Below are 12599 nucleotides of genomic sequence, written 5' to 3' on the forward strand. Positions count from 1 at the left end.
TTTACAGCAAACAATCCCAATGAATTACAAGCCCTACTCTACCAGCCGTTAAGACGCATAACATTTTATTCTATTTATGAAGGACGTGTTTTAACACACCCGTAAGACTTACATCCACACACCTTCAAAAAACCCAAATAAAATCATTGGTTTAGAGAAGGGTTGTGATTAAACACGTCTCGACTTTCTAAGTCATACAACCGCTGAAAACCAAGCAACACAAAACAGGCCGATTACTGCTCGTAAAACAAACAATTACGCCTGTATCCGCCGTAATAGTAATACTAAAAGACATATATCCTAAAATTCAGTACTCCAACCATCTACACACAAAACTAAAACGTCATCTGAAGCTGGGCACTTTGAGACTCAAAAATAGTCGCCACGCCTTTACCTACAGAAACACCCAGGCCATTCAACAACGCCTTAAACGGCGGCTCTCGATAGGTGTAGTTATAAACCTCTTCCTGGCCAATTATTTCCCGCGCAACGAAACTGGGGCTGCCCAGCCCGTCAATCAAACCTTTAGCTAATGCTTGCTCGCCATTCCAAATAAGTCCGCTGGTTACATCCTCAGTAATGACTAATCTATCGCCACGCCCATCTTTTACGGCTGTAATAAATTGGTCGTGAGTATCCCGCAATACTTGTTGCCAAAATTCGGCTTCATCTTTTTTTGCTGGCGAGAATGGATCGAGAAAAGCTTTATGCTCACCGGAGGTGTAGTGCCTGCGCTCTACACCTAATTTTTCTAAAACGCCGACAAAGCCAAAGCCTGACGCGGTAACGCCTATCGAACCGACTAAACTTGATCGGTTCGCATATATTTCATCTGCAGCAGCAGCGATGTAATAGGCTCCGGAGGCGCCGATATCTTCAATTACAGCGTAGACCTTTTTCTCTGGATGAAGACCTCGCAAACGCAATATCTCATCGTACACATAGCCAGACTGAACAGGGCTTCCACCTGGGCTATTAATAACAAGTATGATTCCTTTTGCACCTTCATTTTCAAAAGCGCTGCGCAAACTAGCGTTTATTTTTCCTGCCGAGGCGGCTTCATCTGCCATGATCGGCCCTTTGATATTCACGATAGCGGTATGCTCGCCCTTCCCTCCCACTCCGATATTTTTCAGACTAGGGTAAAACATCGCCATAGCAACAAACAAATACGCGAAGGTTAAACTCTTGAAAAGTATCCCCCAACGTCGAGCTTTTTTTTGTTCGTCAAACGCTTCCTCTACAACGGCAGCCATTAATTTGAATTCTCGATTCTCATCGTTAGGGTCAATGCTTGCTTGCTTCGATGTGAATAGGTTTTTTAAAGGCATAAGTTACTCTTATAAAATGGCGCCAAACTAGGCCATAAAATTTAGGGCTCACCTTTTTTAGGCTGCCAGTTTAGGATATCGGCGAAATTATCAATACACAATTCGGGTTGGTAGGCTTTTAGTCGATCAATATGATGGGCCCCGAAACTTACCGCAATTCTCGGCATTCCAATCGCGTGAGCCATAGCCATATCGTACTCAGTATCACCAATCATCACCGCCTCTGTTGGCGACAAGTCGAACGCAGCTAAAAGCTCCCAAAGCATTTTCGGGTTGGGCTTTGATGCGGTTTCGTCTGCACAGCGACTATCGTGAAAAAAAGTGTCCATACCTAGCCGCCCCAAAACTCTATCTAAACCGCGACGACTCTTGCCGGTTGCTACGGCCAGCGAATGCCCCTGATCTCGCAGCTGAGTCATCGCTTCCGCTGCGCCGGGAAAGAACGGTGACGGCGTTACATCTGCCGATATAAAATGTTCGGAGTATCCATCTCGCACAGCATCAGCTGCCTCTGCTGAAATACTAGGGTAAAGCGTCCTTATGGCCTCAGGAAGCCCTAACCCAATAATGTTTTTTATCGCTGCGTCGTCTCTCGGCGCAACACCTGCAGACACAGCCGCTTGCTGCATACATCTAATAATTTTTTCGGCCGAATTACTAATAGTTCCATCCCAATCAAAAATATAGAGCACAAACACTTACCTATTATGAATTTATTAGATTTATTACAGCAGATATACGCTTAAATTTCTCTGCTTAATCACTGCAACACCCTACGTCGCTCGCGCATCCCTTAAAGGTTAAATAACCTAATCATCAGGCTGTGCAAGGTTCGGCTTGCGCAGACTTTGCAGCACTAGCTGCAAATCGTCGGGAAGTGGCGCTTCTACGCGCAAACTTTCGCCCTCTGGCATTGGAATGACGAGTGATTGCGCGTGTAGAAACAAGCGCTTGGCGCCGCCCTTTCTCGACAGCTCATTAAATCGATCATCCCCATATTTTGAGTCGCCGACTAGCGGGTGCCCCTGACTAAGCGCGTGCACACGAATCTGGTGGGTACGGCCGGTGAGTGGGCGCGCTTTAACTAAAGTGGTGTCTGCAAAGGTCTCCAGCACCTCAAAGGCCGTGCGTGAAGATTTCCCCTCGGGATTTACTCGCACAAACCGCTCGCCGGTTGTTTGCAATGTTTTCAGGAGAGGCGCGTCCACCAGCCTGCATCCTGATGGCCAATGCCCTTTCACTAAAGCAACGTACTCTTTGGTGATTTGCTTCTCCTTGCGCAGCAGTTCCTGTAGGTATTTGAGCATGGAGCGTTTACGAGCGACCATCACACAGCCGGAGGTTTCCCGATCTAAACGATGCACCAACTCCAAGAATCGGCCAGGTGGCTGCATTTGACGCAAAGATTCAATTAACCCGAGACTAATACCGCTGCCACCATGTACGGCTAAACCGGACGGCTTGTTTACGATCATCAGCCCTCCCTGATCATATAGAATCGAGGCTTCGAGACGTCGCTGCAAACCTACACTCGGCATCGCTGGCTCGGCTGCGTCACGGGTTCGGACGGGTGGCACTCTTACCGAATCACCCAGAACAAGCTTTCGATCAGGCTTAGCCCTTCCTTTATTAACACGCACTTCGCCTTTGCGGATAATTCGGTATATCAAGGTCTTTGGCACGCCCTTTAAGCGCGCTAAAAGGAAGTTATCTAACCTTTGGCCTTCGGCGGCGTCGGTAATCTCAAGATACTGAACCTTATCACTCATAAATATAGGAACTCATTGGGGTATACCCAGCAGCAGTTGAATAAGCTGCCCATAATAGCAACCAACGGCAGCGATCTCACGAGAAAACACGGAAAAACGAACAAAGGTGGGTTACCAGAATTGAATCTATGTGGCAACAGTGCTATATTCCGGCGGTCGTTCGGCTTGTTTCCGCTCGACTTATATTCTGCAACGTGATGCATCTGATTAATACAGAAGGGTACAGATAGTAAACCCGCATCCGTCAGGCACTTGTTATTTGGTGCTCTAGCCTAGTGGGCTAGAGCGATTTGCAAAACCGCGCGACTACCCTCGCGTTTGTAGAGATTAAGAATAGACCGGCAGGCTCGCCGCAAAATAAGACACACAATTCACTGCTTTTCACAGTATGAAAATAAGTGGTTTAAGTAAACCCACAGTGAATCACGTCAACCCGATAGATCATTCACCTTTCGAATCTGTACCCATCTGACCTTACAACAAGATCGCGGTCAGGGAAGTGTGTAACGGTGTATACAATACACCCCAAGGTTGACGTTTGATCAAAAGCGAAGCTCAACAAAACGGCTTCCCAGTCTTATTTCAGCGCCGAGTTACTGCCGCTAAGTGAAAAACCAAAACGTTCAAATCAGTACAATGCGCATACAAAACTGCGCCAATAACTGAGCTGAGCGTTGGAATACAAAGACAACAAATGGACCTCACCACTGCTATACATAAGGCTTTATCTCCACCAGCCCTGCAAGTGACCCGCTATTTTTTGTCACCATTGGATAAATTGCGCAACCTAAAACGACGATAGCGACAAGGTAAGTACATATATCGGTAATTTAGGCTAGTTCTACGCAACGTGCAGTACTGCTGCAGGTGTTTTGCGTAGAACCCGAACACCCAGTTGTGCAAACCGGTCGTGCTAAACGCTAGCTCACCGCAACCATTGGATTCTATTCAGGTTTTACGCCTTAGTTCCATCCCTTCTTTATCTCTGGCAAACCCTCCGGTACGGGCGCACTACAGAGAAATACCTACATGAAAAGAATGTTAATTAATGCTACTCAGCCAGAAGAGCTGCGCGTAGCGCTTGTCGACGGGCAATGGTTGTACGATTTAGATATCGAAAACCGTCTCCGCGAACAGAAAAAAGCCAGTATCTATAAAGGCCGAATCACCCGCATTGAACCCTCTCTAGAAGCCGCATTTGTCGAGTACGACAATGGCCGCAACGGTTTCCTCCCCCTAAAAGAAATTTCCCGCGAATACTTCAATAAGTCCCCGCGCGAGATCGAAGGCCGAATTAAAATCAAAGATGTTGTTCGGGAAGGTCAGGAAGTTGTCGTTCAAGTAGACAAAGAAGAGCGCGGCAACAAAGGCGCGGCACTCACAACATTTATCAGCTTGGCTGGACGCTATTTGGTACTTATGCCAAACAATCCACGCGCTGGCGGTATTTCACGCCGTATCGATGGTGACGACCGCTCAGAACTTAAAGATGCGCTAGGTCAAATCGAAATCCCGGAAGGCATGGGTATTATTGTTCGCACCGCCGGCGTTGGCCGCAGTGCTGAAGAGTTGCAGTGGGACTTAAACTACCTACTGAAACTTTGGACCGCGATTAGCGAAGAGTCCGGCAAAGCCTCGGCTCCCGCGTTTCTATTCCAAGAAAGTAACGTTGTTATTCGCGCCATTCGTGACTATCTCCGCCCCGATATCGGCGAAGTGATCGTCGACAATCGTGAAACCTTCGATCTTGCGGTCGACTTTATTCAGCAGGTTATGCCTAACTACCGCAGCAAGGTTAAGTTTTACGAAGAGTCTGTACCGCTGTTCAACCGCTTTCAGATCGAGGGGCAAATTGAAACCGCCTACGAGCGCGAAGTAAAGCTGCCATCGGGTGGTTCGATCGTTATCGACGTGACCGAAGCCTTAATCAGTATTGATATCAACTCTTCACGCGCCACCAAAGGTGGTGACATTGAAGAAACCGCACTGCAAACCAACCTCGAAGCGGCTGATGAAATTGCTCGCCAATTACGCTTGCGCGATATGGGCGGCCTTGTGGTGATCGACTTTATCGATATGCAGCCGGTACGCAACCAGCGCTCGGTTGAAAACCGTATGCGCGACGCCCTACAAATGGACCGCGCACGTGTACAGATCGGTCGAATTTCACGTTTCGGCTTGCTGGAAATGTCACGTCAGCGCCTGCGTCCTTCGCTGGGAGAAACCACCTCCAAAGTATGCCCACGCTGTAGTGGTCAGGGCACTATTCGCGGCACCAAATCGATCGGTCTATCCATTTTACGTCTCGTCGAAGAAGCGGCTCAGAAAGAGCGCAGCGCAGAAATTCGCGCCATCGTGCCCGTCTCTGTTGCTACTTACCTTCTTAATGAGAAGCGCAAAACGATTTCCGGTATCGAGCAACGCCACAGCACACGAATTGCCATTTTACCTCACACAGAGATGGTGACCCCCCACTTCGAAGTACAGCGTTTACGCGACGATGAAGTTGAAGGCACCGAAATCAGCTACAAAATAGAGTTGCCCTTAGAGGACGATAACGAAGTTGTAGATTCAAAAGAGGCGTTAGACGCACTACCTAAGCCAGCGGTACAGCACCTAGCTCCATCCCAGCCAGCGCCAGAAATCATCAAGAAGACACCTAGTTTAATAGATCGTATTCTTGCGTCACTAGGTGGGCTGTTCAGCAGTGAGGAAGAGCCAGCTAAAAGCGCTCCGAAAGGTCGTGGTCGCGGCCACCAAAAAGGTCAAGGCGGCAACCGCAATCGCAACCGTAATCGCAACCGTAATGATCGTAATCGCCGTGGCGACGAAGGCCAAGACGACACTATTACCAGTAATACCGACCGCAACCAAAGCAGCGATACCGCTAGCGACGCGCAGGTATCAGAGAACAACGGCAACAATCGTGATCGCAACAACCGCAACCGCAACGATCAAGATCGTCCTAAACGCAGCCGTAACCGCAACCGTCGCGACAACACTGAGCGCAATCAAGATAATCGAGAGGCGGCTCCATCAACGGATACAGCTGCAAAGGCGAGCGATAGCAACGCGGCCGAAGCGCAGGCCAACACACAAAACAACGAAGATCGGCCAGCAAAGCGGCCTTCAAATCGTCGCGGCCGCAATCAACAGCGTCGCCGCGGCCCCTTGCCTGAAGTAGAAGCTGGACTCAACCAGCAAGTGACGGAAGCAATCGATTCATCAGAACAGGCTCAGGCGGAGCTGAATACAGAGAGCGCACCACAACGTTCACGCGCGCCACGCGGCAATCGCGATCAGCAGGGTCGCAATCGCAATAACCGCAATGACGAGAATCGCAACGCCGATAGCAATGACAGTCAAACTAACGGCAGCGATACGGTTACTGCGTCGCCAGTAAGCTCGGTGCAAGCCGAAGCCGAGGCTGCGGTGGCAGAATTGGCAAAAGTTACGGCGAATAAGGTCAATGTCAGTACAGCTGCCACGACCGCGTCGGTTACAGCTGCTGCAGCGGCGACCGCAAGCGCCGCCGAAGAACAAGTGACCGCGACGGAAACAACCGCAGCTGAAGCGGTGCAAACGCCCAGCGAGGACATGAAGCCAGCTAAGGTGAGTCAAGCGGAGCCTGAAGTAACGCAGCCAGAGAAAGCGGTAGCTGAGCCAGAAGCACCTCCAGCCACCACTGTAGATGTTAATTCACCCAACCAAGACGATGAGGCCGTATCAGACGCTAAAGATGTTGCAGCTGAAGAAGAACAGCCAAGCGTGGAGACTCAGCCACGTCAAATTTCACGCGCGAACAATGACCCGCGTTACTCGCCAAAGCCAGTTACCGAAGTATTGATTAGCAGTGTTAGTTCCGAAACTAAGCTTGGCCGCCCACTTAATACGGCGGAGCCTGCAAAAATCGAGACTCAACCGCGTCAATTGAAGCGCCCTCAAAACGATCCGCGTCGCTCAAGAAATCAACAACCCGCTGTAGAAACCAACAATTCTACGCTAGAGAGCTGATTTTAAACAAAAAAGTAGGATTACGGCTTGCCACCGCCGTAATCCTATGTATAATCTCGACCCTTCTGGTGGGGTGGCTGAGTGGTCGAAAGCGGCGGTCTTGAAAACCGTTGAGGGTTTATCCCCTCCTAGGGTTCAAATCCCTACCCCACCGCCAAAAACGAAAAACCCGCATTAGCGGGTTTTTTTTCGTCTAGTTTTTTTCAGCTGAAAAAAATGCCCAAGTTTCCTTGAGCATTTTTTATTTCCTTTAAGCACCCCGTATCATTATTTTTCGATAACGTTACTGAGCAGAAATTTTCTAGAAGTGCTACTTCTTGCGAATACCTTCAACACTTAACAATAACTCCACCTGAGCTGCAGCCGCACCTAACTTGGCGGCCATATCTAAGCCGAAGTCTTTCGGTGTGATTACGGCTCGACCTTCAAAGCCTTGACGATACCCGCCCCAAGGATCCGAACCACCGCCAATATGCTCGACCTCAATGGTGATTGGCTTGGTAACACCCATAAGGGTTAGATTACCGGTAACTTGCGCCGTATGGCCTCCTGTGGACTTGTACGCGGTACTAACAAAGCTCGCTTTCGTGTACTTGCCAAAGTTTAGGTACTTATCTCCGGCTAGATGGCTATCGCGCTCGGCGTGATTGGTATCCAAGCTAGTCATATCCACGTCGACTTTTATTTTGTTAGTGGCTGGCTTCGCTGCGTCATAACTAAACTCACCTTCAAATTTGTTAAACCGTCCATACAACCAGCTATAACCCAAGTGCTTAACACGAAACTGTACGAACGCATGCGCACCACGAGTATCAATCACGTAGTCGTCAGCGTTTGCTAGCGACGGTAAAGTCAAGCTCGCGGCAGCAATAGTCGCGATAAGTGCAGTATTGCGGCCAAATTTTGAAACAGACTTAAACAGGTTGTTCATTGTGGTCTCCTTAATAAGGGTAAAAAGTTTAGTACTGAACGAACAGTACCGAATCACTCTCCTGCTTACGCAGGTTAGCGCAAAAAAGATTAAAAATTACGATCTTCGATCACATTAAAAACTAGCGACCTAAAATACGTAATAGTGTTCGATCTTTATCAACCAGATGGTGTTTGATCGCCGCGACAGCGTGCAATACCGCTAGCCAGATAATGCTGAAAGCGGTGAGCTCGTGGATCTCACCGGCGATATCCTCAAGGTTTTCTATACCTGTTAGTGTGGCGGGAATAGCTATAAAACCTAACACTTCTAACGACTGACCTTTAGCCGTGGTGATAAAATAGCCACTAAAAAACATCGAGAAAATAAGCCCGTAAAATAACCAGTGCATAAGTTTGGCTAACTTCTTCTCCCAACTTTTATGCGTTTCTATCGAATTCGGTACGCCATTATTTAAACGCCAGTAGAACCGAAAGATTAAGGTTAAAATTAATACCACTCCGACACTCTTGTGAATATACGGCGCGGTGCGATACCACTCGTGGTAATAATCAAGATCGTGCATCCACAAACCTAAAGCAAACAAACCAACAACGGCTAAAGCTGTCCACCAATGTAACAATACATGTAACCAACCGTAGCTATTCGAATCATTTTTTAATTGCACCTTTACCCCCTATTATTTTTTGTTGTACCTCCTCTGAAACAAACAAAAGTAACAGGGAGATAAAGTTAGATAATTTAGCCTACATACATGCCAAAAGCGTGAACCAATAAAACTAGACTACAAGCTTTTTGTGACCACTTCGAACACGTCTTTCGATAACTTCGGTGTGACACTGATACGCTTCAATTGTTCCCGCATCAACCCCTGACGCTGCTCGTCGTAGTTACGCCAGCGAGTAAGCGGCGTCAGCAAACGTGCGGCAATTTGCGGGTTGCGGGCATTCAGTTGAATAATCTGATCGGCAAGAAAACGATAGCCCTTGCCTTTGCGTTCGTGAAACGCGATGGGATTACGCATGCAAAAACCCGCCACCAGCGCCCGTAATTTGTTGGGATTATTCGCATCGAATGCAGGATGTTTCATCAGCTCTTCGACCTGGTTGAGCGTCGTCGGCAGCGGCGCAGTAGCCTGCACGGCAAACCATTGATTAACCACCAGCGCTTCATCGCTCCACTTACTATAAAACGACGCTAAAGCAGCGCCCTTTTGGTCCACCGCGTAGCGACTGGCCGAGTGCGTTAACGCCGTGAGCGCCGCAATTTCATCGGTCATGTTCGTTGCTGTCGCTAATTGCAGTGCACAAATATCAATCGCTTGCTCACGGCCAGATGTCACTAAATAACTGAGCAGAGTGTTCTTTAAGGTGCGGCGCGCAATACTCGCAGCATCAACAGCAAAAATTTCGGGCACATTTAAGTACTCATAGCCGGCCAAGATTTCTTCGTACCAGGTGGTAGCAAGCTTGCGCTTAACGCGTGCACGCGCATGATGTATAGAGTCCACATCAACAACGCTATGCTGTTGAGCAATATACTCTTCGCTTGGTAGCTGCAACATCAATGCGATCATTGCCAAGTCCAAAGTCTGATCGTTATTTTTCAAGCTGGTAATGGCTTGATTAAGCACCTCACCGAAAGCATCAAGATAACGTTTATCGACAGTGGGAGCAGGATCATTCGCAAGTGATACGATTACATTATTAATCACCTGAATCGCCATTTTCTGGCTGGCATCCCAACGACAAAAACCATCGTCGTCACGAGCCATCAAACGGGTCAGATCGTCTAGACTGTAAGCAAAATCAAGATTCACTGGTGCAGAGAACCCGCGCAGTAACGATGGCACTGGCCGCTCGGCAACATCATGAAAAACAAACGTTTCCTGCTCTTTGCTCACTTCCAATACTTTACTCGGCGCTATGCGCCCTTGCTCGCCGATAAGTGCAGCATCGAGCGGAATCAAAAATGGTTTTTTAGTAGCGCTCTCCGGCGTTGCGGGACACGACTGCTGCACCTTTAAGGTGTAGGTTTTCTCGGTTTGATTATAGTCACCTGTCACCTTTAGCTTTGGCGTTCCAGCCTGCTGATACCACAGCATAAAATGAGAAAAATCTCGACCGGAAACATCTGCCATAGCCGCAATAAAATCTTCGATAGTCACGGCACAACCATCGTGCCGATCAAAATACAGATCGCTACCTTTGCGGAATAACGCCGGGCCGAGTAAGGTGCGAATCATTCGAACCACTTCCGCGCCCTTCTCATAGATGGTAAGCGTATAAAAGTTAGAAATTTCAATAAAGGATGACGGTTGAACAGGATGAGCCATCGGGCTGGCGTCTTCGGCAAATTGATTGGTGCGCAATAAGCTCACATCTTCAACTCGTTTTACGGTGGCGGAGCCCATATCGGCAGAGAACTCTTCATCGCGAAAAACGGTAAAACCTTCTTTCAAACTCAACTGAAACCAATCGCGGCACGTCACGCGGTTACCCGACCAATTATGAAAATACTCGTGGGCGACGACGCCCTCGACTCGTTGAAAGCCCGCGTCGGTGGTGGTTTTTTCATTGGCCAAAACACAGGACGTATTAAATATATTCAGGCCTTTATTTTCCATCGCGCCCATATTGAAATCGTCAACCGCGACGATCATAAAAATGTCGAGGTCATATTCACGGCCATAGACATCTTCGTCCCAGCGCATGGCGTTCTTAAGTGAACGCATGGCGTGGTCACATTTATCGCGATCTTTTTCTTCAACAAAAATACGCAGTAAAACATCTCGTCCAGATTGTGTTTTAAACTCATCGTCTACCGCTACTAAATCGCCCGCGACTAGGGCAAATAGATAGCAGGGCTTTTTAAATGGGTCGTGCCATTCTGCCCAGTGCCGCCCGCCGTCTAAATCGCCGCTGGCAACCGGGTTGCCGTTGGACAATAAAACTGGATAGCGAGACTTGTCCGCGTAGATGCGCGTGGTAAATTCACTCAGCGCATCAGGACGATCTAGATAGTAGGTGATTTTTCGGAAGCCCTCAGCCTCGCACTGGGTACAAAACATCGTGCGCGACTTATACAAGCCTTCTAATGATGTGTTGTTTTGCGGTTCGATGCGAACTTTTGTTTCGAGAATGAAGTTTTGCTGAGAGAACCCTTCAACAATCACTTTATCGAAATTTAACGTCAAGGTTTCTTCGCCAATCTCGTACGCATCCTTCGCCAGCTCGCAGTCGTTAATGCTAATACTTAACAACTTTAAGTCCTGGCCATCCAATACCAATTGCGGAACGACATTTTCAGCTGATCGCGATATAACTAACCTTGCGGTTACCTCTGAGTAGTCCTCATAAAGGTCGAAATATAGCTGGGTAGTGTCGATGGCAAAATCCGGCGCTTGATAGTCTTTTAAATAGATTGTTCGGGGGCTAGCATCTTTCACAGGGCGTTCCATTTAATTGAGATATAGGCCGTACGCGGCGCTGTATCAGTATTGATAGGCGATCGTGCAAGATATCAGCGTCGGTCGCTAGAAGTCTTGACGGCTGTTTCACGGTACATAGTCAACTACTGCCACTTGAGCGGCGTTTCGTGTTCAGTGGCGCAAGCCTTTTTCTTTGGCGCGACGTAACCAGTACGTTCATGCTCCGCTACATACTCATGCTCATAGGCGATAATCGCCTGCATGCAGGTCTCGACTTGCTGCTGGGTTAATTGACGGCCATCGGGCCACTTACGAATCGACACCGCGGTGCGAAATCGCTGATAGATTTCCGGTGTCATGCTTTGCAATATTTTTTCTTTATCCACGCGGTTAAACCCTTCGTCAGTAGATATTTTTCATTAATTTTGAATCTAGCGCTCTTTACTTTTTACTGTATTTGCACTGCCAACCAGTCGATGAACTAACGCTACAACAACCCCAGCGGCAAGCCCGCCAAGGTGAGCCCAGTTAGCGAGTCGAACCCCAAAAAGCTTTTCAAAAATGGGGGTAAATCCCAAGGCTAAAAACGCGATCATCATCACCAATAACGTTCTCGGCATTTGCAGATGAAGAATGGGGTGTTTATAACCAAAAATAGCAAGGTAACCGAGCAGCCCATAAACGACACCCGACAAGCCGCCGAAGTTATTGTTGCTACTAACCACAAACTGTAACCAATTGGAGAAAGCTCCAGTAGCCATAATCACTAACAGTAAAACACCAGCGCCGAGTTCGACCTCGACGCGCTTACCTAAATCCCACATCCAAAGGCCATTAAAAATAATATGCGAAAGACCAAAATGAATAAATATAGGTGTAATTAATCGCCAGTATTCACCTGTTTGCACAAGATACTTCCACGACTGAAATGACAATTGGTTCAAAATTTCCGCATTATAAAAAGAATCTGTAAGACCGAAACCAATAAATCCAGCGAAGATAACCAATAGCGTTAGCGGTACTTTTTTGGGCGAAGCGCTAAAGGTTAGCCACTGGTGTAATGCGCGCTGTGCCGACGACGCATTTGGCGGCAGCTTCGGCGGTTGCTTATCACGGCTGGGGGG

Annotated in this window: 9 protein-coding genes and 1 tRNA gene; 2 read left to right on the forward strand and 8 right to left on the reverse strand. The window is 48.1% G+C overall.

Annotation, left to right across the window (positions count from 1 at the left end):
* Window positions 1-335: 335 nt before the first annotated feature.
* The 3 genes from IDZ20_RS11025 to rluC all read right to left on the reverse strand — a co-directional run bounded on the left by IDZ20_RS11025 (window position 336) and on the right by rluC (window position 3100).
* The gene (locus IDZ20_RS11025) at window positions 336-1331 is read right to left on the reverse strand and encodes a S49 family peptidase (RefSeq protein ID WP_188151491.1); all 996 of its coding nucleotides are present in this window, start codon (window positions 1329-1331) and stop codon (window positions 336-338) included.
* A gap of 41 nt (window positions 1332-1372) precedes the next feature.
* On the reverse strand, window positions 1373-2023 hold the full coding sequence (locus IDZ20_RS11030; RefSeq protein ID WP_188151492.1) for an HAD family hydrolase: 651 nt from the start codon (window positions 2021-2023) through the stop codon (window positions 1373-1375).
* 117 nt (window positions 2024-2140) lie between these two features.
* Window positions 2141-3100: a 23S rRNA pseudouridine(955/2504/2580) synthase RluC gene (gene rluC / locus IDZ20_RS11035; RefSeq protein WP_188151493.1), complete on the reverse strand. Its 960-nt coding sequence runs from the start codon at window positions 3098-3100 to the stop codon at window positions 2141-2143.
* Window positions 3101-4129: 1029 nt separating this feature from the next.
* On the opposite strand from rluC, the gene IDZ20_RS11040 reads away from it, so the two are divergent.
* Window positions 4130-7114: an Rne/Rng family ribonuclease gene (locus IDZ20_RS11040; RefSeq protein WP_188151494.1), complete on the forward strand. Its 2985-nt coding sequence runs from the start codon at window positions 4130-4132 to the stop codon at window positions 7112-7114.
* 67 nt (window positions 7115-7181) lie between these two features.
* A tRNA-Ser gene (locus tag IDZ20_RS11045) sits at window positions 7182-7271 on the forward strand.
* 153 nt (window positions 7272-7424) lie between these two features.
* Here the strand turns inward: IDZ20_RS11045 and IDZ20_RS11050 are convergent.
* The 5 genes from IDZ20_RS11050 to IDZ20_RS11070 form a co-directional block, all read right to left on the reverse strand.
* A complete protein-coding gene (locus tag IDZ20_RS11050) occupies window positions 7425-8045 on the reverse strand; it encodes a YceI family protein (RefSeq protein ID WP_188151495.1) in 621 nt (206 codons plus the stop codon).
* Between the two features lie 121 nt (window positions 8046-8166).
* On the reverse strand, window positions 8167-8712 hold the full coding sequence (locus IDZ20_RS11055) for a cytochrome b (protein ID WP_188151496.1): 546 nt from the start codon (window positions 8710-8712) through the stop codon (window positions 8167-8169).
* Between the two features lie 117 nt (window positions 8713-8829).
* Complete coding sequence (pepN, locus tag IDZ20_RS11060) at window positions 8830-11493, reverse strand: aminopeptidase N (protein WP_188151497.1); 2664 nt, start codon at window positions 11491-11493, stop codon at window positions 8830-8832.
* Between the two features lie 125 nt (window positions 11494-11618).
* Complete coding sequence (locus IDZ20_RS11065; protein WP_188151498.1) at window positions 11619-11861, reverse strand: YeaC family protein; 243 nt, start codon at window positions 11859-11861, stop codon at window positions 11619-11621.
* 45 nt (window positions 11862-11906) lie between these two features.
* Window positions 11907-12599: rhomboid family intramembrane serine protease (locus tag IDZ20_RS11070; protein ID WP_188151499.1), on the reverse strand; the 693-nt coding region annotated here is incomplete at its 5' end.

This window comes from Teredinibacter waterburyi, assembly GCF_001922985.1.
GTDB lineage: Bacteria > Pseudomonadota > Gammaproteobacteria > Pseudomonadales > Cellvibrionaceae > Teredinibacter > Teredinibacter waterburyi.